Genomic DNA, 24,589 nt, shown 5'->3' with positions numbered 1-24,589 from the left:
CTTCCCACCGCGCCCGGGCAGCCTCGAATTTATGCAGACCGCTGCACGGATCGCAGGCGTTGCACAAAAGTTACATCATTTTTCAGGCAAAAAGCATATGAATGATCTCTCATGTAAGGGAGTTCAGCGACTATGAAGAAAATCGTATCGACTATCGCATTCGTGCTCGCGGCATCGACTGCAATGGCTGCCGATGCCGTATCAGAAGTTCCTGCAGCCCCGGCAGCAGAGGTTGCGCCGCTGTTCAGCTGGACCGGATTTACCGCCGGTGTGCAGGCTGGTTACGGTTGGAACAACAATGACGCTTCGATCGTCGGCCTTCCCGGCGAAACGTCCGCAGACTTCGACGGCGCTCTCGCCGGCGGCTTCGTCGGCTTCAACTATGACCTTGGCAACAGCTGGGTCGTTGGCCTCGAGGCTGACTTCGAAAAGAACTGGGGCGATGATTCCGCCAACATTCTCGGCACGGGCTTCGACTACGGGTTTGACTGGCAGGGTTCGGTTCGTGGCCGCGTCGGCTACGCATTTGACCGTGCCCTGGTATACGGTACCGCAGGCTGGGCCTATGCTCGCGGCTACGCGGAAGTTCCGGGCATTGCCGACGTGAAGGAAACCTTCAACGGCTACACCGTCGGCGTTGGTCTCGACTATGCATTTACCGACATGGTGTTCGGACGCGTTGAGTACCGTTACACCGACTTCGGCGACAAGGATTTCAACTTCGGTGGCGCTGCAATCAACGCGGATGTCGACCAGCATGCAATCCGCGTCGGCCTCGGCGTAAAGTTCTGATCCACCCGGACAGCAACAGCAAAAGCCCGGCCATCGTGCCGGGTTTTTTCGTTATGGACAATGGCTGATCATGCAGGTCAGGTCAGGTCAGGTCAGGACCGGACCGGACCGGACCCGGCTTGACACGCTCCTTCTGCCGCTGGCAACGCTCAACCAGTCTCATCCGTCGTTCTCCGTTGTGCAACTCCTCAAGCAGTTTTCGATCGTCACGTAGTGCCATCTCTGACAGGCCCCAAGAGATCCCGCAGAATCTGCACGTCCGGTTCGCGATTGCTTTCCGAAGTTCGCTGATCACCCATGTGCCCGGCAGCATCTTGTGTCGTACATCAAGCCGTTGTTCCTGAGCCGCAAGCCTTGCCATCTGCGAACGCTTGCGTGCCTCCAGTTCCTCGATCCGAAGGGCAGCCGGTTTACGCGCCATCGCGGGTTTCTTCGCACGCTGAAGCGCGCTCGTTCGTCAACAAGCTTCACCCTGAGCAGATAACCGCCCTCGCAACAGCGTCTGATGTTTATGGTCGGCGGGCACCAACGAAAGCGCCCGGTCCTGCAAAGCCGAAGTGGCGCGTATCGAAACCCGGCTCATGCAGGCAAGCAAAAGACCGAGCTTTGCCCAAGGCGACCAGCCATCCTGTTCACTGCCGGCAGCCATAGCCTCTTCCATCATCACCTGCATTTGCCTCGAGGCATCGTCGGACACATCTGTTTCCCCGCCGGGCGTTTGCTCTGCCTGTACTATTGTGGCGACGATCGGCACTGCCGGCCCTGGGCTTTCACAGCCCCTCATTATGACGGTGTTTGTGCGCCCCGGCCTGGCTCCCGCTCTTGCCTTCCCCCTTCCAAACCTGCCCGCATCATCCACGCTAGACAACAAGCTTTTCCCCTCGATGCAGGGTAGCAGGGTCAGCTCGCAACACATGCTGCTGCAGATCTGCAGATAGCCACCCGTCCCCGTCCCGTTAGACTGAATTCGATAAGGGCGCACTTACGAGTTGCACCCTTGTTGCAAGCAAAACCGCCTCCCTGCGGGAGGGATCTGCGCCGAAGTTGGCGACCGAGCCCCGGCACCGGCGCAGGGTTCTTCAGCTGGCGCATTTTAGCTGGAGACGGCATGGCGATCTATCATTTCAGTGTAAAACCGATCGGCCGCAATGCAGGCAAAAGTGCGGTCGCCGAATTCCAATCGGTTTTCATCGTAACCTCTTTACAAATGACAAAGCTCTCCACTCTCAGCTTTGGTCCACCACCGCCTCCGACGTCACTACCTCATCCTCTGGAATGAACCCGCCGATCTGGCGTTTCCACAGGCGTGCAAACAACCCATCCTGCTCGACCAGTTCCTCGGGCCGCCCCTCTTCAACAATCCGGCCGTGGTCAAGGACGATAATACGATCCATGCTGGCGATGGTGGACAAACGGTGGGCAATGGCGATCACCGTTTGCCTTCCATTACCAGATTCAGCTTTTCCTGAATGGCAGCTTCGGACTCGCTGTCGAGTGCGGATCCCCCGGCAGAATTCAGTAGTGAATCGATATTCCAAACACGATAAAGCACAACTTTTGATCGATGCGGCAAACTGAAAATTCTGCTCCTATTGCGCCTTTGGAATAAATCCCACAGCAAATCCGAACAATCGGCCAATTTTCATTAAAGTTTCAAGCGTTGGATTCGCCGCCCCGGCTTCTATTTCAGCAACCTGGCGCCTGGTGAGCGATAGCGTCTTGGCGAATTCGTCCTGCGTTAAACCAAGTCCTCTTCGGATTTCAACAACAGCCTCAGGTAACCTTAAGTCGCCCTTTCGAGCGCGTTCCGCCAGTGTTCGCCGGTTCTCAAGAATTTCCTCTTTCGTTGGCTTTCTCCATCGAGCCATTCAGCTGTCCTCCGGCATCACTGGCACGCCGCCAGAACGCTCTCCGCGATTTCAATGCAGCGTCCCATTGCACGCTCTAGAACTTCCGGAGACCCACCCATATCTTTCGCCATAGCCGGTGTTTGCCGGAGGTATTCGGCAAACACGGAAAGCTCAGCCGCGACCGCATTATGGTCAGCAGGATCAGGCATCAGTTCGCCGCAAATGTGCTTCCAGTCGGGAAGATGATCGCGACCGCCGTCACGCATTATCGCCCAGCGGGTGGAACGAACTATTCCCTCCTTGGCGAGCCGCATTGGTGCGAAATCAAAGAGCGGAGACAGGCGGATCGTGCCGTCCTGATGCTTGCTGAGTGCAGAATTCCGACCGTGATTGTCGGGATTGCCGAGGGCCAGGTTGGCGATGTCGCGCTTTATGTATTCAACAATGTCTGCAAATGGATCAGCCGAATATTGGCGCAGAACGTCGATATAGGCCTCATGCGTGCCGACATGGCCGAAATCGGCAACGCCGATCGCGGACACTAGGCTTTCTTGGCCCAGCCTGACGGTTCCGACGCCTTCTTTGTTCTTCCGGTCGAACCGGGGAATGATCAGGACACCTTCGGCATAGGCCGAGGGTTCGCTAACATTCAGACTGATCTCTTGAGCGATCCGCGAATAGAGGGCTTCGCCTTCGAGGATCAGGCGGTCTATAGGCTCGTTGCTGCGGACCAGCTTGACGATCACGTGGCGCACGGCCTCATCATCGGTCACGAAGCTGTCGGGATAATAGAGCCCGTCATTCGCCTGCGTCATAGAGACCTTCGGCCATTCGCCTTGCAGGCCGCTTGAGCCGGAGGCCAGCATTCCAAAGCGGTCAGCGACTTCCATGAAGCGATCCGACCGCTCAAGGATTTCCGCTTCTGTCACCCCTTGGCGCTCAACACCACGCAGCCGTTGCACTTCGGCATCCGCCGCTTCTTTGATGCGGATATTGCCTATGCCACCAGTCGCCGATCGCAGAAGCAGCGGGAGATCAGAGGCGCGCGAGCCTTCAGCAAGGCCGAGGTGCTCGGCAAGCTTTCGCCTTGCATGCCCCTGCGGCATAAGATCCAAGAGGAAGGGCGGCCAGTTGCGGCTATATCGGTTTTCGAGATCGACGGGGTAACGAACTGACAAGGCGCGATGGTCGCGGACTATTTTTCCAGCCGCAAACTCCGCCGATGCGACAGTGACGAAATAGTCGAGATCATAATCGACGATGGACGCGCCCTGGAAGCCGGCCGCGTCGTCCTTGAGTTCCAATGTCGCGGCGTGATGCCACTTACCGTCAAAATGGATTTGGAGGGTTAGACGCATTAATTGACCCTTTCAATGGTTCAAATAATGCATTTTTAGAAATTATTCAACCCATTAAAGTGGGTTGAATAATTGCGGTCAGAACTGCCAGCTACCGAAGCGGTCGTTAAAGGTTCTTACCCGGCTGACCATCTTCCGGCCACGCAACGCACTGCCGCACGCGAACAGAGTGAGCGACAGGCTGAGCACTGGTGTCATCCAAGCTTCGGAGCCGCTGTTTGCGTCGAACAGGATGAGCGAAACGGCTCCCATTGCAGCGAAGAAGACCATTCCGAAACCGTATTGCTTTGAAAGGCTCGCAAGCCGGGCCGAATGTTGGGCATAGCGCAATTGCCTCGCCAACCTTCGCTTTTCGGAGGCCAGTTGATCACGCTGGCGTCCAATCGCGTAGAAACCCTGTTCGATATTCTTTTCAAAGCTCGACTTACTCATATGACCTCAGATATTTTTCTGCAATTTCCTCTGTGAATTCGCCGTGCTGTTCGGCGTAGTCGATTAGAACCGGATGAGCTTCAAGCGCTTATCCGGTTCCACCTGACAGTTTTCCCGTACGATAAAGGCATCAACTTGGTTCGTGACCTCGTGATAGAGATCAACCGTGTCACGATTGTAGGGGCTGCCTTCCCCGGTCATCATCCAGACTGGATTGACGTTGAACTTTGTGTAGAGCGAGCGCAGCACGCGAACGGGGATCTCTCGTTGGCCGCTTTGAGATTGATGGGATTCTTTCGGATTCATATCATTCTATCATCAGTTGGAGGTGAATTTCCAATGCAGGCGCAACTCTTGTCCCGCAAACAACTCGCTGACCGCTCTGGATGGCCGGTCGCACGCATCCGGAACCTAATCGCCAAGCAGGAAATCCGTCATGTGCGGATCGGCGGAAGCCTGTTTCCGCCCGAAAACGCCGTGGATGAGTATCTTGCGGCGAATATGGTCGAGCCCAAGCAGAAGGCTTTGGCGCTTGCTGACAGCACCTCCAGAGCGTGAGGAGCGGCACATGAAGCAGCAAGCTGAAGCGCTGGCCCCACGGCCCATTTACAAGGTTGCGGTCAGCCGCGTCCGTGCGGCGGAACTTCTCGACGTCTCGACGGGCACCTTTGACGACTGGGTTCGCCGTGGCCTGATGCCCAAAGGTGTAAAGATCGGCGCGTTGCGCCGTTGGGATGCCGAGGAAATCCGGGCGTCTTGGTACGACATCAAAGAACAGGGCTTGAGCGGAGATGAAGACGATGGCGAAAACCCGTTTGATCATGCGGTCGGGTAATCAGCGCGTCCCCTTCAAATATTGCTCGCGGGATATCGATCGGCACGGCAACGAACGGTTCTATCTCCGCCTGCCAGGCATGCCCAAGTACCGGATGACGTCCGCATATCTGGACGAGGCCGGCAGCATCACCCAGGCATTTACGGAAGAGTATCACCGCGTGCTGGCTGGCGATCGTGGCGAGAAAGCCGTGCCGATTTCGCGCCTAGAGCCCGGCTCGGTTCGCTGGCTGTCGAGACTATTATCGGTCCAAGGCGTTGCAAAGCCAGTCTCCGGCCACGCAGAAAGACAAGAAAAGCGTCCTCAATCGCTATTGCGTTAACGTGGGCGACCTGCCGTTCAAGAAGATCCGCAAATCCGAAATCGAAGCTAGCCAGATGAAGCGCAGCGGCACGCCCGGCGCGGCTGACAAGTTGGTCATATACGCTAGAACTCACCATTCTCTAGTTGAGTCATCATAGACAAAAAATTGGTCCGTCTGGCTCTGGCCTAGACCGTCGATCGTTTTCAAAGGCGCAGAAGCGTCGGCATTCGTCTGATTTCCAGCCATGTGCCCCGATAGTGGCCGAGATCAACGGCAACGGGCTTGGGGGCAGCAGTGGCGAGGGTCCGCAGATTTTCCGTCCTCTGGGGCGCCATTCGCTGAAAGAGATTGCAATTGCGGCTGTGCTGGCAGCGTCCGGCTTGGCAGCGGTCATTCTCCTCGTTCGTCTCACCCGTTTGGACAAAGGCCTTGCCGCCCACCAGAGCGTCAACGCTGCTCAGAGACCTCGGTCTGGCGTTTTGTCGCCGTCGTTGGCCTTCAATCAGGCCAACAAGCGGTCAGCACTATCATCGACAGCGGGCTCACGCTGTAACCTAGTATAAGGGGGCTAGCGCGACGCTTCGCCGGCAGGATGAGCGATCATGGCCTCCCCACAGCCTTACAGCGTGCCATCATCGTAATGCGTGAAACCGCCGAACAGCCGCTCAGATTGCCCATCATTGCCGACCGTGTTGCGGTTTCAGAGCGCAGTATGGATCGCCTGTTTCACCAATATCTTGGCATGTCCGCGGGCCAGTACTACAGCCAGATCAGACTCTCTCATGCCCGCGCACTCGCGGTGGAAACCAATCTGTCGCTTTATGAAATTGCTTTTCGCACAGGGTTTTCCTCGCCCTCCACGCTTGCGCGTGCCTATCGGATGAAATTCGGAAAAACGCTTCGTCAGAAGAAGGCAAAGGCTACCTCCACATGACCCGTTTGCGCCGTTCAGACGAGACTTGCCCGAACAGGCACATTGCTGAAGATGGGCTGATGTCGAAACGGTGGATTTCGGCATCCACGGGACGGGACCTCGGTCCGCAACAGGAAGTTGGTCGCCCACAAGCTTGATCACAGTCGCACATCGCCACGATAAACGTTCGGCGTCGCTCCCGTTAACCTGCCAAATATTTTTCGGAATGCTGCCGGATCAGCATAGCCGACCGCCCAGGCAATGCTCTCGACCGAGCCATTCGTCGTCTCAAGCAATTGCCGCGCCTTCATGATGCGCACGTTTTGAAGATATTCCGTCAGTTTCAATCCTGTCGCACGTAAAAAGCGACGCTGGAGTGTCCTTTCTGAAAGATGCACGCTGTCTGCCAGTTCCCCGATCGATTTTTGCAGCTCTGGCGCTGCATGGAATTGATGCTGGATTTGGCGAACTTCTTTGTCGCCATGATCAAATCGCGGGATGAAAGTCTTGTATTGGCTCTGGCTGCGCCGAGGCGGATCCACGACCAGAAAGCGTGCTGTCTCCAGCATTACAGTCTGCCCAAGAAGCTTCTCAACGAGAAGCAGGCCGAGATCGGCCCAAGCCAGAATGCCGCCGGCGGTGATCACGTCACCATCGTCAATGATCATGTTATCGGGCAAAACGTCTATTTTGGGAAATCGCTCGGCAAGTCTCTCGGCAAAGGCCCAGTGGGTTGTGGCGCGCCGTCCATCGATGAGCCCCGTTTCAGCGAGAACGAAAGCTCCGGCGCAGATCGAGCAGACAGTCACACCAAGTGCATGCTGGGATGAAAGCCATTTTGATGCAGGCCGCATGCTTTGCATCTTCTCAGGCATGACGATGCTCGGTGGCGCGATGATGTAGCTCAACGAATGCGATGCTCCGGTTTCCGAATCCCAGGTGCAGGAAACCGCACCATCCTCAACCGTCCAGTGACTGACACGGATTTTTCGAAGGCTTGTTGGTTCCTGCAAATCCGTCGCCCAATCGCCGGCGACACGGAATAAGTCCGTCAGTCCGTAGACCGCAGCCAGCTGACAATCCGGATAGATCAGCAATCCCACCTCGATGAAGTCGACCGGTTTGAGATTTGTCACTTTTGCCTCTGAGAAAGTCATTTACGCCACGTGCCTGTGTTAGCGGATGGCGCTAGCTTGTTCAAGTCAACAACCAAGGGCATTCAAAGACAAAGCTCGACAGGAGATATGTATGACATCTGATGCAGATCGGTTTTTCGTGTCGAGACGCAGCGTACTGATCGGTAGCATCGCGCTTGCCAGCGTGGGCATTCCGACGATCGCCTTCTCGCAGACCCCTTCCAGTAACCATTCAGCACAAGGAGAAATTGACATGGGTTTCGTAACAACCAGGGACGGCACTGAGATTTTCTACAAGGACTGGGGCCCGAAGGATGCCCAGCCGATCGTTTTCCACCATGGCTGGCCGCTCTCGTCCGATGACTGGGATGCGCAGATGCTGTTCTTCGTCTCCAAGGGTTTTCGTGTTGTCGCCCATGACCGCCGTGGTCATGGCCGTTCCGCCCAGGTTGCCGATGGTCACGACATGGACCACTACGCCGCCGACGCCTTTGCCGTCGTTGAAGCGCTCGATCTGAAGAATGCCGTGCATATCGGCCATTCCACCGGCGGCGGCGAAGTTGCCCGTTATGTCGCCAAGCATGGCGAACCCGCTGGCCGTGTCGCCAAGGCCGTTCTCGTTTCCGCCGTACCACCGATCATGGTCAAGACCGAAGCCAATCCGGAAGGCCTGCCGATGGAGGTTTTCGACGGCTTCCGCTCATCGCTTGCCGCAAACCGCGCGCAGTTCTTCCGTGATGTCCCGGCAGGCCCGTTCTATGGCTTCAACCGCGACGGCGCGACCGTGCATGAAGGCGTGATCCAGAACTGGTGGCGTCAGGGCATGATGGGTGGTGCAAAGGCCCATTACGACGGCATCAAGGCCTTCTCGGAAACCGACCAGACCGATGACCTGAAGAATATCAGCGTTCCGACGCTTGTTCTGCACGGTGAAGACGACCAGATCGTTCCGATCGCCGACTCCGCCCTGAAATCGGTGAAGCTGCTGAAAAACGGCACACTGAAGACCTATCCCGGCTTCTCGCATGGCATGCTCACCGTCAATGCCGATGTGCTGAACGCCGACCTGCTGGCCTTCATCAAGGGCTGATACTTTTGCGACATCAGAATGCGGCCGATCATTCGGCCGCATTTTATTTGGGCAAGGTGAGATGGCGTCACTTGGTCGCGGGACAGGAAGCAAGGACCGCGTCGGAAATTCACAAAATCCGCAGTGGCGCTCCGTTTAGCCATGCGACGAGATTGTCCACGGTATCTCGATAGAAAATCCGGTATGAGTTTTCGGTAACAAACCCGATATGAGGCGTTGCGATCACATTGCCTAAAGTCCGAAGCGGATGATTACTGGGCAAAGGCTCATGATCAAATACGTCCACTGCAAGACCTGCGATCCTCTTGGTTTCCAGGGCAGCGATCAAAGCTCCTTCATCGACAAGCGGACCTCGTGACGTATTCACGAGCCAGGCTGTTGGCTTCATCAACGTCAGCTCGTCCTGACCGATTATGCCCTTTGTTCGCTCCGACAGAACAAGATGCAACGTCACCCAGTCGGACTCGCGAAGAAGCGTGTCTTTTCCAACCCGTCTCACACCGGCAGCCTCTGCCGCCTCATCGGTCAGATTCTGGCTCCAGGCGATCACCTCCATACCGAATGCAAGGCCAACCTTTGCTATCTGGCGGCCGATCCTACCCAGACCGATGACACCCAGCGTACTGCCCGAAAGGTCGCGCCCGACCGTGGTTTGCCAGCCACCACTCCGAAACGAGGCAATTTCTGTGGGAATATGGCGTGCCGCCGCAAGGATGAGTGCCCAAGTCAGCTCCGGGGCGCCCGATCCGTTCGCACGCGTCGCCGAAACAACGATGCCGAGATCACGGGCCGCTGCAAGGTCGATTGAGGCGTTGCGCCCTCCAGTCGTTGCGATGAACCGCAGGTTCGGCAGGCGCTCGAGAATACGTCGCGGCAGCGGCGTCCGTTCGCGCATGACGCAGACAGCATCGTACGGCAAGAGACGATCAAGCAGGCGTTCTTCGTCCGCGATGTGGTCATTGAAGACCGTGATTTCGGCACGGTCGTTTAATGGCGACCAGTCGGCACTGCTGATCGCCACATTCTGGTAGTCATCCAAAACCGCGATATGTTTTACGTTATGACGGCTCATGAGACGACGCCGTCGATTTTGACGATAAGCTTGCCGAAATTCTTGCCGTTCAGCATTCCGATAAAGGCGTCGGGAGCATTCTCCAATCCATCAACGACATCCTCGCGGTACCTGATCTCGCCGCTAGCGACCCTTGGGCCAATCTCCGCGAGAAAGTCATTGAAATGATCGGCCGCAAATTCAGTCTGGATGAAACCTCGAATAAGAAGGCTCTGTCTCAGGATCGCCGACATCGTTGCCGGAAGACGGTCTGCCTGCGACGAGTTTGCACCGTTATACTGAGAAACGAGGCCGCAGACGGGAACACGCCCGAACCGGTTTAGAAGAGGCAGTACCGCATCCCAGACGCGTCCTCCGACATTCTCGAAATAGACATCAATCCCGTTTGGAGAGGCCGCGGTCAGATCGCTGACAAAATTCTCCGAGCGATGATCAACCACGCTGTCGAAGCCAAGTTCATCCTTCACGAATGCACATTTGTCCGGTCCACCGGCAATACCGACTGCCCTCGCCCCGTAAAGCTTTGCAAGCTGCCCGACCATCGAACCAACGGGACCAGAGGCTGCAGCGACAGCAACCGTCTCACCCTGCTTCGGTTTGCCAATGAACTTCAGACCACTCCATGCAGTAAATCCCGGCATGCCAAGGACGCCGATCGCGGTCGTGACCGGCGTGCCGTGCGTCTCGACCTTTCGTAGCAAGTCCCCATTGATGACCGCCCCCGTACACCAACCGGTCCGCCCGCGCACGATGTCGCCGGGCGCAAAACCATTGTGCCGTGACTTCACCACCTCGCAGATCGTCTCGCCTTCCATGATACCGTCGATGGGTACAGGCGCCGCGTACGATTTGGCATCGCTCATACGCCCACGCATGTAGGGGTCGAGCGAAAGGTAGAGAACGCGGACCGTGACATCGCCCTCGGCTGCTTCGCGCAACTCGGCATCCTCAAGGCGGAAATTTTCATGCGATGGTTCTGCCAAGGGGCGGCTTGCCAGCACAATGCGTTTTATCGTCATCATAAAGTTCGTTCCTCGTTGAATAGGGCCGATTTTCTTGACGCTCTCGGGGTAAATATCCTACCGCTTCTCGAACTCGAGGGGCGGCGGCATCCTGTTCCTGATGTGTTTGCGTTTTGGGTTGTAGATCATTTTGATGTGCGGCGCTGCCTAAAGAACCGGTGATAATTGCCGGAACACAGTCAAACCAGCAGAAATGACTGCGTTGCTTTTTCGCAAATCTCGTCATTTGATGTGAGTCCGACGCGGATTTGGGGGCGCATATGGACGGCACGCATCTGTTCGAACTCGTGATCGCGATGTTTCTCGCCATCATCGTGCTGCACTACATCGCACATCGCATGGGCCTGCCGCCATCCGTAGCGCTACTGGTGGGCGGGGGAACGCTGGCGTTCCTTCCCGGCTTGCCCACGATCGCTGTCAATCCGGAACTGGTTCTTGTTATATTTCTACCGCCACTGCTTCTCGACGGAGCGTGGTCGATCGCCGTCGATCGCCTGAAACGACACGTCTTCGGAATTGCATCTCTCGCGATCGGTGCAGTGCTGTTCACGACAATCGTCATCGCGGTCGTTGTCCACCTCCTGATGCCGTCTCTGCCATGGGCGGCCTGCGCGGCCCTTGGCGCCATTGTTTCACCTCCGGACGCCGTGTCAGCCCGTGCCGTGCTGGAAAGGGTCAAGATTCCGAGGCGTCTGCAAATCCTTCTTGAAGGTGAGAGCCTTCTCAACGACGCCAGCGGGCTCGTGCTCTTTCGTTTTGCTGTAGCGGCTGCGGCCGGAAGTACATTCAGCACCACCGACGCAATCGCCACCTTCATTTTTCTGGCCCTTGGAGGCGCCGCAACCGGCGTGGTCGTTGGCTTCGCATGGGTAAAGCTCGTCCGGCACCTTGGCGACGAGTACCTCATCATTGCCGCCACCGCAATCTTGTCATGGATCGCCTATCTGTTGGCGGAACAGATCCATGCATCCGGTGTAATCGCCACCGTAACGGCCGGGCTGATAGCGTCATGGCATCAGCACACCGTCTTTTCTGCGGCGACGCGAATGCGCGGCACCTCATTCTGGAACGTCCTTGTTTTCCTGATGGAGGCTATGGTTTTCATCCTGATAGGACTATCGCTGCGGGACGTCGTTGAACGTGGCGGCGGCTTTGGCTCACTGGTTGGTTCGATGGCACTCCCCGCGGCCGCAATCCTCGTTACGCTCGTCATCGCGCGGTTCGTGTGGATATTCACATCGGATCTGGTCATCAGGTTTTTTCACGGGCTCAAGGTCGCTCGCTCGACGCCCCTCGGAGCAGGAGGGGTGACGGCGCTCGGCTGGGCAGGCATGCGCGGCGTCGTGACGCTGGCACTTGCGCTCAGCCTGCCGGAGGATTTTCCCGGACGTGACTTCATTCTGGTCATGGCATTCGCGGTTATCGTGGGAACCGTTCTCATACAGGGAACGACGCTTGGGTGGATTATCGCCTGGGCGGGGCTCGGCAATATCGAACCGGAGCGCGCACCGATGACGATGAGTGAGGCTGAAGCCGCCATGGCGCAGGTCCAGCTCGCAGCCGTTCAGGGGCTTGCCTACGACGAAAGTGGGGAACTCATCCATCCCCAACTCCTGAAGAGATACGAACACCGGCTGGCGGCAAGTGTCAGATACGCCGAAAGTACCGAGAAATATTCGCCACTTCTTCATGCCCACTTCGATGTCGTTCTTCAGGCTGTCGCCGCCGGCAGAAAGGAACTTATTCGTCTGCGACGCGAAGGGAAGATCGATGATGAAACTCTAAGGGAGCTTGAGCATGATCTCGATCTTGAAGAGCTCGGCGCAATTTCTGCGAAGGCGTGACTGGCTGGATGCTTTCCAACTTAAGGAAACCAGCACCTTTAAGCAGCAGGAAGCCAAGGAAAGCATCGCAACGGTAGTGCCGCGTCAGGATCAGCCGTGAAGAACACCATAATCAATGCAACCACTCGCAACGATAGGCTAGGACCGGCTCGGCGAAGCCTTTAAGCCTGTATCGATGGCCATATACGGGGACATCGGCGCTGCCGTATTGCTGCAGGGTCTTGTCCGATATCAGGATCTGATCGCTATGGGCGGCAGCACAAAGCCTTGCAGCCAGTTGAACGGTCGTGCCGAAGAAATCATTGCTGTCTTCAATCGGCTCACCACAATCCAGCCCGATGCGGATGTGAATGGGTTCGCCCCTGTCGCTGTTGTAGCGATGGAAGGCGCGCTGAATATCGATTGCACAGTCGACTGCAAATGGCGTGGAGGAGAACACTGCCATTATGCCGTCCCCGGTGTGCTTTACCTCCCGTCCTGACCGTCTTACCAGACAGCCACGCACGAGCGCATCATGCGCGCGGACGAGTTCAGCTGCCATACGATCGCCCAGGCGAGCGGTCATTTCGGTTGAACCGACGATGTCAGTGAAAAGTATCGCACGGTGGCCAGCATCCATGTGTTTGGGGGCAGGCTCGAGCGGCGTCGGGTCCTGTATTCGCCCGAGAAACGCCTCCACAGCCGACAGGGCGACTTCCACAACTTCGCTGGCGACGAAGCCGTGCGCTTCGCGGTGCACGCATTGCGCGGTTTCAGCATCCGGCGCATCCATGAGGCAGAAGGCGGTACCGCGCCTTTCATCGAACCAGTAGGTTAAAAACCTGACGCCATACCGGTCCTGAATGTCGATATCCTTAAGATGCGCGGCGGCAATATCGGCCGCAGAAACTCCGGCGAGCTCATGCCGGTCCATGAAGATAGGCATTGTTTCCTCCCGAGAGTATGTCGTTGCCTCATCTGGTGGCCAGATTACGACGTCACCGATTGACCGTCCACCGTTCATACGGGTGACGTGGAGAACACAGAAGCACCGAAAGAGCGATACTCATTCGCATTATGTCAGGTTGTGGAGGTGCTGCGCGATTTTCGTCCGCGGTTGCCCGCTTCTTACCTGCGTTTGACCATGCGGCGGAGCAACGAGCCGGACCGGGCCTTCCTCGGAATGAGGTGGATATCGCTGACCAGCTTCGCGCCACCTTCCCGGCGTTCCAGCGTAATCTTGCGGCTGTGGAAGGCCTCCAGCTCAGCGCGATGTGCCACGCTGATGATCGTAGCATCTGGTAATTCGTCGATGACTGTCTGCATCATCCTGTCCTGGCTTTTTTCATCCAGAGCGGCGGTCGCTTCATCCATGACGATGATATCGGGATCGTTCAGCAGCAGGCGGGCAAAGGTGAGCCGCTGTTTTTCACCACCGGAGAGCGTCTGGTCCCACGGCGCCTCTTCTTCCACCTTGTCCCTGAGGTGGCCGAGACCGACCTTGTCGAGAGCTGCGCCGATCTCTTCGGCACTCCAGCTCTCCGCTGCCTGCGGATAACAGACCGCCCGACGAAGCGTTCCGGACGGGATATATGGCCGCTGCGGCAACATGAACAGCCGGCTGCCGGCACGAAAACTGACGCTGCCGCCGCCCCATGGCCACAGGCCGGCGATTGCCCGCACGAGCGTGCTTTTTCCCGATCCGGATTCACCTGCGACGAGCACCCGCTCGCCGGGTCCGATTTCGACATCCGTTTCCTTGACGACAGCAGTACCATCGCCCAGCGAAACGGATACATCCTTGAGGCTCAGCATCGTCTCACCCTCCGTTTCACCGCGCACGATCCGGCCGAGCGTATCGCTCTGTTCGGCCCGCTCGAGGCCGTCAAGCGACATCATCAGCGATGCGACACGCCTTGCGCAGGCATTCCAGTCCGCCAGCCGGGGATAGTTATCGACCAGCCAGCCGAAGGCGGACTGAACGATGGTGAAAGCCGATGCCGCCTGCATGACCTGGCCCAGCGACATGCTTCCGTCGAGGAACTTCGGCGCGCACAGCAGGACCGGAACGACGGGCGCAATCAGCATCGATCCATGCGACACGACGGTGGTACGCATATATTGCTGCGCCATTCGCTTCCACTGATGCCGGACATTGCGGAACCTGCTGTCGAGATCGCTGCGCTCTTCTTCTTCGCCACCCAGCAGCGCAATGCTCTCGCCATTTTCCCTCACACGGGTCAGCGTATAGCGGAATTCCGCCTCGAGCTGGTTCTTGACTTCCGAGACTTTGACGAAGTTCCGGCCGATCCACGCAATCGAGCTTGAGGTGATAAGCGCGTAAATTACCGCCGCCACTACCAGAAAGCCAGGTATCGTTATCCAAACGCCGCCGATCGGCAACGTCAGCGCGCCGCCGATCGTCCACAGGACGACGATGAAGGTGGATGCCGATACGAAGGCGGCAATGACCCCTGCGACGAAATCCACCGGCGCTTCAGTGGCGATCCGCATGTCCTCCGACAGCCTCGCCTCCGGATTTTGATGGTCGCCGTCAATCAGGTTAAGCTGGTAATAGCGGCCATTTGCAATCCACCGGGAGACCAGCACCTTCGTCAACCAGGACCGCCAGCGCCGCTGGATCCGCATCCTGACATAGACCTGCGACGTTACAATCAGGACGCTGCCCAGAACCAGCGGCGGGAATATGGAAGCGAGAAAATAGACCGTGGACGCGTCCCGTTTTTCAATCGCGTCGAAGATGCCACGATTCCAGACGTTGACACCGTATTGGAAAGCGACATTGATACCGATCATCACCAGCAGGCCGATGGAGAACGGCCATGCCAGCCCGTCGCCGCGGCGGCTCCAGAAGCCGCGCGCGCTGATCCAGAAGCGTTTCAGTAGATATTTTTTGCGGGCCTGTTCGGCTTCCTCGGGCGTCAGGCCCTCAGCAGGTTCGATTTCCTCCGGCGGCAGCGGCTCATCGGCTGCATTCTCGACATGTGCTTTCCCTGCACCATTCTTGCCGGTGCCATCGGCTCGTTTCGAATTTGCGTCAGCATCGGTCATGGACGGCTAAACGGATGGCGGTTTGAAAGGTTGCCCGCCCGCAAAGATTTCCCGCGGGCAGAAACGCGCACGCCCCCCGGACACATCCATGCGTCCGCGCACGCGCCGGCGTTGTGCGCCGCACAAATTTGGACAAATAGGCATGAAATTCGGACTTTTAGATACATATCATCCAGCAAAATTCCTTTAAAACTCTCCCAACTCAAGGAGAGATACCATGACCGACACCACATCAGAGTTTGACGGGACAACAATGTCCTTCGACATCGAGGAGCAACCCGCGTGGACAGCCGCCACATGGTTCGCGGTTCTTTCGATGGCGGCCACCAGCTTTGCGCTGGTATCGGCCGAGTTCCTGCCGGCGGGACTGTTGACGCCGATGGCGCGTGACCTCGGCATCACCGAAGGGACCGCCGGACAGGTCGTCACGGCCACGGCATCCGTCGGCGCAGTGACGGCGCTGTTGAGCAACGTCCTCATCGGCAGGCTGAACCGCAAGACCGTGCTAGTCGGTCTGAGTGCACTGGCGATCGGCTCAAACCTTCTTGCTTCCTTTGCAACCGATTTCTGGCTTCTGTTGCTGGGCCGGGCCGGGCTCGGGATTGCTCTCAGCGGGTTCTGGGCGCTTTCGGTTGCCGTCGTGGCAAGGCTTGTCGGCGCAAATGCGACCGGGCGCGGCATGGCCATCGTTACCCTCGGCGTTTCGCTCGCCACAATCGCCGCGCCTTCGATGGGAGCCCTCATCAGCGACTGGCTGGGATGGCGCACGGCAATGTCGATGACGGCGGGGCTCGCCGTCATTGCCATGCTGCTGCAGATCCTCAGCCTGCCGTCGCTGCCGGCAAGCACCAGCAACAGCCTTTCCGATGTTTTCCGGCTGACGCGGCGGCGCAGCGTTCAGCTGGCCATGCTCGCGATCCTCCTGCTCATGACGGGACATTTCGCCGGATCGGTTTACGTCCGTCCCTTCCTCGAGCAGGTGACGCTCCTCGGTACAACGCCGATTGCTCTCGCACTGCTTGGATTTGGCGTCGCCTCGGTGATTGGCAACGTCGCGGGTGGCCGGATGGCTGATGCCAGTATCCGTCTCGCACTCATCGTCACCGCCGCGCTGATGGCATTTGCAACGATTTCCCTGGTTCTTTGGGGCGTCCATACCGGTGCCGCATTTGCTCTCGTCGCCCTTTGGGGCCTCGCCTTCGGCATGGCGCCTGTCGTGCTGCCGACCAACCTTTCCCGGGGCGCGCCGGATGCGCTGGAGGCGGCAGGCAGCCTGATGGTCGTTTCTTTCCAGGTGGCCATCAGCATCGGTGCCGTGTTCGGCGGCTATATCGTCGATTCCTACGGCGCCACCGCGCCGCTGGCTCTGACCGCGATCCTCGCGACATCCACCGTCGCGCTCGCGCTGCTGCAGCGCGCCGATTGATATGTGTGTGCCGGCGCTTCCCTCGCCGGCACAATCGCTGCTACGATCTGATACATAAATCCCGGTTTCAGGAAACACGCCGGATACCTGCCGCGCAGATCCTCGTCTGATCGTTTTTGGGATCAGGCAGGATTTGTCATGAAGAACCATATTTTCTTTGCCGTCGCTCTTGCAGTTGCGGCAGCAGGTTTCGGAGCCGCTTATTCAAGCCTTGCTGACAGCCCGCCGGAAAACGCCTCACCCCTCTATGGCGTTACGCTTCCCGAGGGATATCGAGACTGGCGCTTCATCGCTCCCGCACAGGAAGCGCCGCCGCTCGATGAGCTTCGTGCCGTTCTGGCAAACGACATCACCGTGAACGCTTACAAGAGCGGAACCCTGCCCTTTCCTGATGGCTCGATACTGGTGAAGCTTGCCTACAAGCGGCAGCAATCCGCGGAATTTCCACCAGCCACGGTGCCGGGCGCGGCAACCACCGTGCAGGTGATGGTCAAGGACTCCAGGAAATATCCTGACAGCCATGGCTGGGGCTTCGGGCGGTTCGTCAACGGCAAACCGGTCGATACCGCACAGCACGAGACTTGCCTTTCGTGTCATGTCGGCAACGTCAAGGACCACGATTTCGTTTTCACACGATATGCGCCCTGACGAGCAAAGGGCCACGCCGCCGTTGCCATTCATGGTCGACGGTCCGTCCGCTCGCCTACACTCCCATACAAAATCACCCACACACCGACACATCAGAGATACGCGACGCCGGGAAGGTGTTGCCATTACCGGCTCACCTTCGCCGCCCGGTGCCCCTAATCCCAGCTGAAAGGAAAAGATAATGACGCTTCTGGTCGTTGCCTATCTCGGGGGCGTGCTGACAATTCTCAGCCCCTGCATCCTGCCTATTCTTCCCTTCGTCTTCGCGCGGGCCGGCCAACCGTTCCTGCGCAGCACGCTGCCGCTGCTCGCCGGAATGGCGATCACCTTTGCCGCCGTTGCGACGCTCGCTGCCATCGGCGGCAGCTGGGCGATCAACGCCAACGAATATGGCCGGCTCGCCGCCCTCTCAATGCTCTCCCTTTTCGGAATTGGGCTGATGTCACCGAAGTTCGCCTCTGTCCTGTCCCGTCCGGTCGTTGAATTCGGCAACCGACTTGCCAATGCCGCCGGCAAGCCCGATGCCGCCCCGACGGTCACTGGCTCCCTGCTGCTCGGCATCGCCACCGGGCTCCTGTGGGCGCCCTGCGCCGGCCCAATCCTTGGGATCGTGCTGACCGGTGCGGCCCTGAAGGGCGCCAATCTGGAAACCAGCCTGCTGCTTTCCGCCTATGCCGCCGGTGCTGCGACATCGCTTGCCGTCGCCGTCCTCATTGGAGGCAGGGTGTTCGCGGCGATGAAGCGTTCCCTCGGTTTCAGCGAGCGTATTCGCCAGGCAACCGGAGCAGCGGTGCTGGCAGGCGTTGCCGCCATCGCACTTGGACTGGACACCGGTTTTCTATCGCAGATTTCCTATGCAAGCACGACATCGTTCGAACAGCATGTTCTTGATCGTCTCGACGCCGCCCGAGGGCCCGAACAGAAGGTCGAAGTAGCGGAGAAAACCGCAGCCACAGCGCCGGACGGTGACGCTGCCGCCATGCGCCCGGCACTGCCGGTTGAAGGCCCCGCGCCGTCCCTCGATGGTGCTGTCGAATGGCTGAACTCCCCGCCGCTCGCCCGTGAAGACTTGCGCGGTAAGGTCGTGCTCATCGACTTCTGGACCTATTCCTGCATCAACTGCATCCGCACCCTTCCTTATGTGCGTGCCTGGGCGGAGAAGTACAGGGATCAGGGTCTCGTCGTCATTGGCGTGCACGCGCCTGAATTTGCCTTCGAAAAGAAGATCGACAATGTCAGACAGGCCGTCGCCGGCTTCAAGATCGAGTATCCGGTAGCAATCGACAATGATTACAGGATCTGGCGCGCCTTCGATAACAGCTACTGGCCAGCGCATTACCTGATCGATGCCAAAGGCCAGATCCGTTACCACCATTTCGGTGAGGGAGACTACAGGGAGACCGAAGAGGCGATACAGGATCTGCTGCGCGAGGCGGGCAGCACCAGCGCATCCGCCACTGAGACTGTGACGCCTGAGACAAAGGGGGCTGAAGCCGGCGCGGACATGAGCCACATGCTCTCCGGCGAAACCTATGTAGGCTACCGTCAGGCGCGAAGCTTTGCATCGAACGAGACAATGCGTGCAGACGCGCCCCGAGACTATTCGGTCACGGCGCCTGCCCTCAATGAATGGGGGCTCTCCGGCGAATGGACGGTTGGCGCGGAAGCGGCCACCCTTGATGCGGCCAAAGGCGGTATCACCTACCGCTTCAGCGCGCGTGACCTGCATCTGGTGCTGGGTCCGGTTGACTCCGGAAAGCCGGTCCGTTTCCAGGTGACCGTGGATGGTCATCCGCCGGGTCCTGATCATGGGGCCGATACGGATGCCAATGGCAATGGCGTCGTCACATCAACCCGCCTTTACCAGCTCGTTCGCCAGTCCGGCACCGTGACAGCAAAAACCTTCACCATCCGCTTCCTCGACCCCGGTGTGCAGGCCTACGCCTTCACCTTCGGTTGACCCGTTTTTTATCCGGCCACATGAAAGGAATAACACGATGCATCATCGTCTCATGCCAAGATTCGCGCTCGCCTTTGCAACCGCGCTGATTGCGTTTGCCGCACAGGCAGCGGAGGTAAAAAATATCGTCATCGTCCACGGGGCGCTTGCAGATGGTTCTGCCTGGCGCAAGGCAACGGACATCCTCGCAAGCCGTGGTTTCAACGTCACCATCGTCCAGGAACCCATCACCTCGCTTGCCGATGATGTGGCAGCAACAAACCGCGTGCTCGATCTCCAGCAGGGCCCCAGCCTGCTGGTCGGACACAGCTACAGCGGCATGGTGATTTCGGAAGCAGGCAATCGACCCGATGTGGCGGGGCTCGTGTATGTCGCCGCCTTCCAGCCGGAAAAGGGAGAGAGCCTTCTTGACCTCGCCACAGCAAAACCACCCGCCGGAAGCGGCATAATGCAGACGAAGGATGGCGCTTTCCTCTATCTGGATCCGGCGGTCTTTGCGCAGGATTTCGCCGCCGACCTGCCCCGCAATGAGGCTGCCTTCATGGCCAAAAGCCAGGTCTTCGCCGCCAAGGTAGCCTTCGCAGCCAAGGCGGGCGAACCAGCCTGGAAAACAAAGAAAAGCTGGTCGATCATCGCGACGCAGGACAGGTCGATCAACCCCGATCTCGAGCGTGACATGGCAAAGCGCGCCGGCAGCGCGGTGACCGAGATCGCCGGGAGCCACGCAGTCTTCGCATCCAAGCCCGAAGAGGTCGCAGACGTCATCACAGAGGCTGCCCGGCGGTCCGCGAAATAAACACGGATCTGGTGGAACGCCACCACAGCCGCTCCTGACATCGGGAGCGGCTGATCTGCATTCAGAGGGCAAGCTGAATGTAACAGTCTGTATATAGAAGGCTCGCTGCTACAAAACCATTCACATCAGGTTCGCCCGGGACACATCGGGGATACACGTACAGCGTTAACTGCCTGTCATCCAAAAAGGACAGGAGAGACGACAATGAATTCCGAGATCAATTTCCAGCGCCGCCGGTTCTTCGGCATTGCCGCAATGACTGTTGCCGCCGTAGAGTTCGGCGCGGCGGGCCTGGCCCAGGCCAAAGGCAAGGCGCCTTCAGCTACCCCGTCAGCACCAACAGGCGGAAAAACGTCCTTTGGGCCCCTGAAGCAGGTCAAAGCGGGTGTACTCGATGTCGGTTACGCCGAAGCCGGGCCCGAGGACGGTCCGGTCGCTCTGCTGCTGCACGGATGGCCTTATGACATCTACAGCTATGTTGACGTTGCGCCCATCCTCGCTTCGGCAGGATATCGCGTGCTTATTCCCTATCTGCGCGGATACGGCACCACACGTTTTCTTTCTGATGAAACGGCACGAAACGGGCAGCAGGCAGCACTCGCGGTCGACATGATCGCCTTTCTCGATGCCCTTGGCGTGAGACAGGCCGTCGTGGCGGGCTATGACTGGGGCGCTCGCACGGCCGATATCATGGCGGCACTCTGGCCCGAGCGCTGCACCGGCCTCGTGTCGGTCAGCGGCTATCTGATCGGCAGTCAGGAAATCAACAAAAAGCCACTTCCGCCCAGGGCGGAACTTTCCTGGTGGTATCAGTTCTACTTCGCGACGGAACGCGGCCGTGCGGGTTACGCCGCGAATACCCGCGACTTCGTTCGCCTGATCTGGCAAACGGCCTCCCCGACCTGGAAATTCACCGACGAAACCTTCAATCGTTCCGCTTCCGCGTTTGACAATCCCGACCACGTGGCGATCACCATCCATAATTACCGCTGGCGGCTGGCACTTGCCGAAGGCGAAGCCAAATATGACGACTACGAGCGCCGGCTTGCGAAACTTCCCCTCATCACGATCCCGACGATCACGCTGGAAGGTGACGCCAATGGCGCACCGCATCCGGACCCCTCCACTTACGCATCAAGGTTTTCGGGCAAGTACCAGCATCGCAATATCAGCGGCGGCATAGGGCACAACCTGCCGCAGGAAGCGCCCGAGGCATTCGCCAAGGCCGTTCTCGACGTCGCAAAGCTTTAGGCTTGCCGAAGCCCGCGAACCGTTGTCTTACTGCTGTTGGCAGCGGGCAATGCAGTAGCGGGCCACTGAAACGTCCCGACGATGAAGGCATCCAATGGAACATATCGATCACATTCTCGTCGTGGACGACGACAGGGAAATCCGGGAGCTGGTTTCCAGCTACCTGAAGAAGAACGGCTTGCGAACAACGGTGGCTGCCGACGGACGGCAGATGAGAAGTTTTCTGGACGGCAATACCGTCGATCTGATCGTGCTCGACGTGATGATGCCGGGCGATGACGGTCTCGTTCTCTGCCGTGAGTTGCGGGCCGGAAAGCACAAGGCCACGCCGGTTCTGATGCTGACTGCCCGCGATGACGAGATGGACCGGATCATCGGGCTCGAAATGGGCGCCGACGACTATCTTTCGAAGCCCTTCGCCGCCCGGGAGCTTCTCGCACGGATCAAGGCAATCCTGCGCCGCACCCGAATGTTGCCGCCCAATCTGCAAATCAGCGAAGCGGGGCAGCTCCTGACCTTTGGCGACTGGCGTCTTGACACGGTGGGCCGCCATCTGCTGGACAGGGACGGTACGACCGTGGCACTGAGCGGCGCTGAATACCGGCTTCTCAGGGTGTTCATCGATCATCCCCAGCGCGTCCTCAACCGCGACCAGTTGCTGAACCTCACACAGGGGCGCGATGCCGAGATCTTCGACAGATCGATCGATCTTCTCGTAAGCCGCGTGCGTCATCGGCTGGGAGATGATGCACGGGAACCCACCTACATTAAGACGGTGCGTGCGGAAGGTTATGTCTTTTCCGTTCCGGTGGAGATTTCGGAGCCAAGGGCATGACAGGCCGGCATCTGCTTGCCGGCTGGTGGCCACGCTCGTTGCGGTCCAGACTCTTTCTCATCCTGCTTGCCGGGCTTGCCATTGCCTACGGGTTGTCGTTCAGCATCCTCTTTGCCGAACGGTATATGTCTGCCAAGGCAGTCATGCTCGGGACACTGGAGCAGGACCTTGCGGTATCCATCGCCATCATAGACCGCCTGCCTGCGGAGGAGCGGGCGGGATGGGTGAACCGCCTCGGCCGCAGCAACTACCAGCTCATCCTCGGTCCGGGCCTTCCCGGCGTCGCCGATATGTCCGGGCGCGGGGCAGAAATCGCGCAGAGGATCGAAGAGGCCGCCGGCCACCGGTTTCCGGTCAGGGTGGAATCCATTCCCGGCGACGGCAAGAGGCTTCAGGCTCATCTGACGCTGTCGGACGGCTCGCCCCTGACAATCGACGTAACACCACGGGGTGTCATGCCCATCGCCGAATGGCTGCCCTACGTCTTCGCCGCACAAATGGCGCTTCTCCTCCTCTGCACCTGGTTTGCCGTGCGGCAGACGACCAGACCCCTCAGCGCGCTGGCAGCCGCGGCGGAAGCTCTCGATCCGGGGGAGAAGGGGTTGCCGATGAGTGAGAGCGGCCCGAGCGAAGTTGCCCACGCGGCTCGTGCATTCAACGCCATGCGCGATCGCGTCGCACAATATCTTGAAGAACGCGTGCAAATCCTCGCGGCGATTTCACACGACCTGCAGACGCCCATCACTCGAATGCGGCTGCGGGCCGATATGGCTGATGCTACGCCGGAAAAGGAAAAGCTGGTCAGTGACCTGCGTGAAATCGAACGTCTGGTGCAGGACGGGATCGCTTATGCGCGCAGCGCCCACGGCAACGGCGAGAAGTCCTCTCGCATCGATCTGGCATCCTTCATCGACAGCATCGCCTACGACTATCAGGATACCGGAAAGGCGGTCACGGTTTCAGGCATTGTGCACGGCACGGCGTCGACAAAACCGCACGCATTGCGACGGATACTCACGAATTTCATAGATAACGCCCTCAAATTTGCCGGCAGTGCCGAAATAAAAGTCGATCGGCGTGCTGAAGGGGCCGTTGTCATTACGGTGCTCGACAAAGGACCGGGGATTCCCGACGAGATGCTGCACAACGCCATGCAGCCATTCTTCCGGATTGAAACATCGAGAAATCGCGACACGGGCGGAACGGGCCTCGGGCTTGCGATTGCGCAGCAGCTTGCCGGAACGATCGGCGGCTCGGTGCGCCTCTATAACAGGCAGGGTGGCGGGCTGGCGGCCGAGGTCGCTTTTCCCTGAGAGGGAAACGGGTCGACGATAACCAGTGACAAAGCGCCGATACTTTTCGATACAGTTTCGCAGTTTCCGGAAACATGCCGGATACGCTGATCCATCAGAAAGCTCCTATCACGAAACGCCGCAGCAGTGGCGAATGAAAGGAGCCTCCCATGACCAAGATCGAGACTGTTCTTTATACCGGCAAGACCCACACGACCGGCGGGCGTGACGGATCGGCACAAAGCGATGATGGCGCGCTGGGCATCAAGCTCTCGCCTCCGGGCAGCGGAAAGCCGGGCACGAATCCCGAACAGCTTTTTGCGGCCGGCTGGTCGGCATGTTTTATCGGCGCCATGACAAAGGCGGCGGGGAAACGCCAGCTCCGGCTTCCCGCCGACACCGCCGTCGATGCGGAAGTCGATCTCGGCACGACTGGTGGCGAGTTCTTCCTGCAGGCACGCCTGTCGGTAAGCCTGCCCGGGATCGATCGTACCGTAGCGCAGGCCATCATCGAGGATGCGCACCAGATCTGCCCCTATTCGAAGGCAACCAGGGGGAACATCGATGTTACGCTCAAGCTCGCTTAAGCCGATTGTCTCCACCCGTGCGCTTGTCATCGCCATCGTGTTTGCGGCGATATTCGCAGCACCGTGCGTATATGATGCATCATCAGACGAGCCCT

At 58.6% G+C, this 24,589-nt stretch carries 25 protein-coding genes and 1 pseudogene; 15 read left to right on the top strand and 11 right to left on the bottom strand.

All coding sequences use genetic code 11. The annotated features are described in order from the left end of the window. Window positions 1–132 precede the first annotated feature (132 nt). Window positions 133–792: an outer membrane protein gene (locus FHW77_RS23280; protein WP_044458826.1), complete on the top strand. Its 660-nt coding sequence runs from the start codon at window positions 133–135 to the stop codon at window positions 790–792. Window positions 793–1,249: 457 nt separating this feature from the next. Here FHW77_RS23280 and FHW77_RS23275 read toward each other — a convergent pair whose 3' ends face one another. The 6 genes and pseudogenes from FHW77_RS23275 to FHW77_RS23250 form a co-directional block, all read right to left on the bottom strand. After that, the gene (locus FHW77_RS23275) at window positions 1,250–1,489 is read right to left on the bottom strand and encodes a hypothetical protein (protein ID WP_152625422.1); all 240 of its coding nucleotides are present in this window, start codon (window positions 1,487–1,489) and stop codon (window positions 1,250–1,252) included. Between the two features lie 529 nt (window positions 1,490–2,018). After that, a pseudogene (locus FHW77_RS23270) lies at window positions 2,019–2,356 on the bottom strand (ABC transporter ATP-binding protein); the annotation flags it as partial. Between the two features lie 25 nt (window positions 2,357–2,381). Beyond that, window positions 2,382–2,660: a helix-turn-helix transcriptional regulator gene (locus FHW77_RS23265; protein WP_004444391.1), complete on the bottom strand. Its 279-nt coding sequence runs from the start codon at window positions 2,658–2,660 to the stop codon at window positions 2,382–2,384. Between the two features lie 17 nt (window positions 2,661–2,677). Then, on the bottom strand, window positions 2,678–4,000 hold the full coding sequence (locus FHW77_RS23260) for a type II toxin-antitoxin system HipA family toxin (protein WP_100911567.1): 1,323 nt from the start codon (window positions 3,998–4,000) through the stop codon (window positions 2,678–2,680). A 78-nt stretch (window positions 4,001–4,078) separates the two neighbouring features. Continuing rightward, window positions 4,079–4,432, bottom strand: a complete 354-nt coding sequence (locus FHW77_RS23255; protein WP_064264304.1) for a hypothetical protein — start codon at window positions 4,430–4,432, stop codon at window positions 4,079–4,081. Window positions 4,433–4,495: 63 nt separating this feature from the next. Next, entirely contained in the window at window positions 4,496–4,738 is a 243-nt protein-coding gene (locus FHW77_RS23250; RefSeq protein ID WP_244467005.1) for a hypothetical protein, read from the bottom strand. A 33-nt stretch (window positions 4,739–4,771) separates the two neighbouring features. Here FHW77_RS23250 and FHW77_RS23245 point away from each other — a divergent pair, with 33 nt between their 5' ends. The 4 genes from FHW77_RS23245 to FHW77_RS23230 all read left to right on the top strand — a co-directional run bounded on the left by FHW77_RS23245 (window position 4,772) and on the right by FHW77_RS23230 (window position 6,505). Continuing rightward, a complete protein-coding gene (locus FHW77_RS23245; RefSeq protein WP_044458831.1) occupies window positions 4,772–4,990 on the top strand; it encodes a MerR family transcriptional regulator in 219 nt (72 codons plus the stop codon). A gap of 10 nt (window positions 4,991–5,000) precedes the next feature. After that, window positions 5,001–5,267, top strand: coding sequence for a helix-turn-helix transcriptional regulator (locus FHW77_RS23240; protein ID WP_044458832.1), 267 nt, complete (start codon window positions 5,001–5,003; stop codon window positions 5,265–5,267). Continuing rightward, complete coding sequence (locus tag FHW77_RS23235; RefSeq protein ID WP_286086119.1) at window positions 5,233–5,589, top strand: hypothetical protein; 357 nt, start codon at window positions 5,233–5,235, stop codon at window positions 5,587–5,589. The genes FHW77_RS23240 and FHW77_RS23235 overlap by 35 nt, the downstream gene beginning before the upstream one ends. Window positions 5,590–6,163: 574 nt before the next feature. Beyond that, the gene (locus tag FHW77_RS23230; protein ID WP_244467006.1) at window positions 6,164–6,505 is read left to right on the top strand and encodes a helix-turn-helix domain-containing protein; all 342 of its coding nucleotides are present in this window, start codon (window positions 6,164–6,166) and stop codon (window positions 6,503–6,505) included. Between the two features lie 137 nt (window positions 6,506–6,642). Here the strand turns inward: FHW77_RS23230 and FHW77_RS23225 are convergent, their stop codons facing one another. Continuing rightward, window positions 6,643–7,641 (bottom strand): GlxA family transcriptional regulator, encoded by a 999-nt coding sequence (locus tag FHW77_RS23225; protein WP_044458834.1) that lies wholly within the window; start codon window positions 7,639–7,641, stop codon window positions 6,643–6,645. A gap of 232 nt (window positions 7,642–7,873) precedes the next feature. Between FHW77_RS23225 and FHW77_RS23220 the strand changes: the two genes are divergently transcribed. Next, complete coding sequence (locus tag FHW77_RS23220; protein WP_044458990.1) at window positions 7,874–8,710, top strand: alpha/beta fold hydrolase; 837 nt, start codon at window positions 7,874–7,876, stop codon at window positions 8,708–8,710. A 109-nt stretch (window positions 8,711–8,819) separates the two neighbouring features. On the opposite strand, the gene FHW77_RS23215 is transcribed toward FHW77_RS23220, so the two are convergent. Beyond that, window positions 8,820–9,782 (bottom strand): D-2-hydroxyacid dehydrogenase family protein, encoded by a 963-nt coding sequence (locus FHW77_RS23215; RefSeq protein ID WP_044458835.1) that lies wholly within the window; start codon window positions 9,780–9,782, stop codon window positions 8,820–8,822. Then, window positions 9,779–10,804: an NADPH-dependent curcumin/dihydrocurcumin reductase gene (gene curA, locus FHW77_RS23210; protein ID WP_044458836.1), complete on the bottom strand. Its 1,026-nt coding sequence runs from the start codon at window positions 10,802–10,804 to the stop codon at window positions 9,779–9,781. Before curA ends, FHW77_RS23215 begins: the two co-directional genes overlap by 4 nt. Before the next feature lie 260 nt (window positions 10,805–11,064). Here curA and FHW77_RS23205 point away from each other — a divergent pair, with 260 nt between their 5' ends. After that, window positions 11,065–12,648, top strand: coding sequence for a Na+/H+ antiporter (locus FHW77_RS23205; protein WP_004444414.1), 1,584 nt, complete (start codon window positions 11,065–11,067; stop codon window positions 12,646–12,648). A 112-nt stretch (window positions 12,649–12,760) separates the two neighbouring features. On the opposite strand, the gene FHW77_RS23200 is transcribed toward FHW77_RS23205, so the two are convergent. Then, window positions 12,761–13,573: a nickel-binding protein gene (locus FHW77_RS23200; protein ID WP_182590758.1), complete on the bottom strand. Its 813-nt coding sequence runs from the start codon at window positions 13,571–13,573 to the stop codon at window positions 12,761–12,763. 182 nt (window positions 13,574–13,755) lie between these two features. Next, a complete protein-coding gene (locus tag FHW77_RS23195) occupies window positions 13,756–15,699 on the bottom strand; it encodes an ABC transporter ATP-binding protein/permease (RefSeq protein WP_044458838.1) in 1,944 nt (647 codons plus the stop codon). Window positions 15,700–15,916: 217 nt separating this feature from the next. On the opposite strand from FHW77_RS23195, the gene FHW77_RS23190 reads away from it, so the two are divergent. The 8 genes from FHW77_RS23190 to FHW77_RS23155 all read left to right on the top strand — a co-directional run bounded on the left by FHW77_RS23190 (window position 15,917) and on the right by FHW77_RS23155 (window position 24,494). Continuing rightward, the gene (locus FHW77_RS23190; protein ID WP_004444425.1) at window positions 15,917–17,125 is read left to right on the top strand and encodes an MFS transporter; all 1,209 of its coding nucleotides are present in this window, start codon (window positions 15,917–15,919) and stop codon (window positions 17,123–17,125) included. 138 nt (window positions 17,126–17,263) lie between these two features. Further along, window positions 17,264–17,773, top strand: coding sequence for a cytochrome P460 family protein (locus FHW77_RS23185; RefSeq protein WP_182590757.1), 510 nt, complete (start codon window positions 17,264–17,266; stop codon window positions 17,771–17,773). A gap of 181 nt (window positions 17,774–17,954) precedes the next feature. Further along, complete coding sequence (locus FHW77_RS23180; protein ID WP_044458840.1) at window positions 17,955–19,733, top strand: cytochrome c biogenesis protein DipZ; 1,779 nt, start codon at window positions 17,955–17,957, stop codon at window positions 19,731–19,733. 37 nt (window positions 19,734–19,770) lie between these two features. Beyond that, window positions 19,771–20,529 carry an alpha/beta fold hydrolase gene (locus FHW77_RS23175; protein ID WP_044458841.1) on the top strand — a complete coding sequence of 253 codons (759 nt, stop codon included), beginning with the start codon at window positions 19,771–19,773 and terminating at the stop codon, window positions 20,527–20,529. A 204-nt stretch (window positions 20,530–20,733) separates the two neighbouring features. Then, the gene (locus tag FHW77_RS23170; RefSeq protein WP_044458842.1) at window positions 20,734–21,780 is read left to right on the top strand and encodes an alpha/beta fold hydrolase; all 1,047 of its coding nucleotides are present in this window, start codon (window positions 20,734–20,736) and stop codon (window positions 21,778–21,780) included. A gap of 94 nt (window positions 21,781–21,874) precedes the next feature. Further along, window positions 21,875–22,615: a response regulator gene (locus FHW77_RS23165; RefSeq protein ID WP_044458843.1), complete on the top strand. Its 741-nt coding sequence runs from the start codon at window positions 21,875–21,877 to the stop codon at window positions 22,613–22,615. Then, window positions 22,612–23,928, top strand: coding sequence for an ATP-binding protein (locus tag FHW77_RS23160; protein ID WP_182590756.1), 1,317 nt, complete (start codon window positions 22,612–22,614; stop codon window positions 23,926–23,928). The genes FHW77_RS23165 and FHW77_RS23160 overlap by 4 nt, the downstream gene beginning before the upstream one ends. Before the next feature lie 149 nt (window positions 23,929–24,077). Further along, the gene (locus tag FHW77_RS23155) at window positions 24,078–24,494 is read left to right on the top strand and encodes an organic hydroperoxide resistance protein (RefSeq protein ID WP_044458845.1); all 417 of its coding nucleotides are present in this window, start codon (window positions 24,078–24,080) and stop codon (window positions 24,492–24,494) included. The last annotated feature ends 95 nt before the right edge of the window (window positions 24,495–24,589 follow it).

Source organism: Agrobacterium sp. RC10-4-1 (assembly GCF_014138475.1).
In the GTDB taxonomy this organism is placed as follows: Bacteria; Pseudomonadota; Alphaproteobacteria; order Rhizobiales; family Rhizobiaceae; genus Agrobacterium; species Agrobacterium pusense.
This window is presented reverse-complemented; position numbering and strand designations above follow the sequence as displayed.

Coding starts and splice junctions, on each gene's coding strand:
- FHW77_RS23200 (WP_182590758.1), bottom strand. CDS start 13,573: ATGCCTATCTTCATGGACCGGCATGAGCTCGCCGGAGTTTCTGCGGCC.
- FHW77_RS23155 (WP_044458845.1), top strand. CDS start 24,078: ATGACCAAGATCGAGACTGTTCTTTATACCGGCAAGACCCACACGACC.
- FHW77_RS23215 (WP_044458835.1), bottom strand. CDS start 9,782: ATGAGCCGTCATAACGTAAAACATATCGCGGTTTTGGATGACTACCAG.
- FHW77_RS23190 (WP_004444425.1), top strand. CDS start 15,917: ATGACCGACACCACATCAGAGTTTGACGGGACAACAATGTCCTTCGAC.
- FHW77_RS23235 (WP_286086119.1), top strand. CDS start 5,233: ATGGCGAAAACCCGTTTGATCATGCGGTCGGGTAATCAGCGCGTCCCC.
- FHW77_RS23230 (WP_244467006.1), top strand. CDS start 6,164: ATGAGCGATCATGGCCTCCCCACAGCCTTACAGCGTGCCATCATCGTA.
- FHW77_RS23220 (WP_044458990.1), top strand. CDS start 7,874: ATGGGTTTCGTAACAACCAGGGACGGCACTGAGATTTTCTACAAGGAC.
- FHW77_RS23240 (WP_044458832.1), top strand. CDS start 5,001: ATGAAGCAGCAAGCTGAAGCGCTGGCCCCACGGCCCATTTACAAGGTT.
- FHW77_RS23165 (WP_044458843.1), top strand. CDS start 21,875: ATGGAACATATCGATCACATTCTCGTCGTGGACGACGACAGGGAAATC.
- FHW77_RS23280 (WP_044458826.1), top strand. CDS start 133: ATGAAGAAAATCGTATCGACTATCGCATTCGTGCTCGCGGCATCGACT.
- FHW77_RS23245 (WP_044458831.1), top strand. CDS start 4,772: ATGCAGGCGCAACTCTTGTCCCGCAAACAACTCGCTGACCGCTCTGGA.
- FHW77_RS23180 (WP_044458840.1), top strand. CDS start 17,955: ATGACGCTTCTGGTCGTTGCCTATCTCGGGGGCGTGCTGACAATTCTC.
- FHW77_RS23175 (WP_044458841.1), top strand. CDS start 19,771: ATGCATCATCGTCTCATGCCAAGATTCGCGCTCGCCTTTGCAACCGCG.
- FHW77_RS23250 (WP_244467005.1), bottom strand. CDS start 4,738: ATGAATCCGAAAGAATCCCATCAATCTCAAAGCGGCCAACGAGAGATC.
- FHW77_RS23195 (WP_044458838.1), bottom strand. CDS start 15,699: ATGACCGATGCTGACGCAAATTCGAAACGAGCCGATGGCACCGGCAAG.
- FHW77_RS23265 (WP_004444391.1), bottom strand. CDS start 2,660: ATGGCTCGATGGAGAAAGCCAACGAAAGAGGAAATTCTTGAGAACCGG.
- FHW77_RS23205 (WP_004444414.1), top strand. CDS start 11,065: ATGGACGGCACGCATCTGTTCGAACTCGTGATCGCGATGTTTCTCGCC.
- FHW77_RS23225 (WP_044458834.1), bottom strand. CDS start 7,641: ATGACTTTCTCAGAGGCAAAAGTGACAAATCTCAAACCGGTCGACTTC.
- FHW77_RS23160 (WP_182590756.1), top strand. CDS start 22,612: ATGACAGGCCGGCATCTGCTTGCCGGCTGGTGGCCACGCTCGTTGCGG.
- FHW77_RS23170 (WP_044458842.1), top strand. CDS start 20,734: ATGAATTCCGAGATCAATTTCCAGCGCCGCCGGTTCTTCGGCATTGCC.
- FHW77_RS23185 (WP_182590757.1), top strand. CDS start 17,264: ATGAAGAACCATATTTTCTTTGCCGTCGCTCTTGCAGTTGCGGCAGCA.
- FHW77_RS23260 (WP_100911567.1), bottom strand. CDS start 4,000: ATGCGTCTAACCCTCCAAATCCATTTTGACGGTAAGTGGCATCACGCC.
- curA (WP_044458836.1), bottom strand. CDS start 10,804: ATGATGACGATAAAACGCATTGTGCTGGCAAGCCGCCCCTTGGCAGAA.
- FHW77_RS23255 (WP_064264304.1), bottom strand. CDS start 4,432: ATGAGTAAGTCGAGCTTTGAAAAGAATATCGAACAGGGTTTCTACGCG.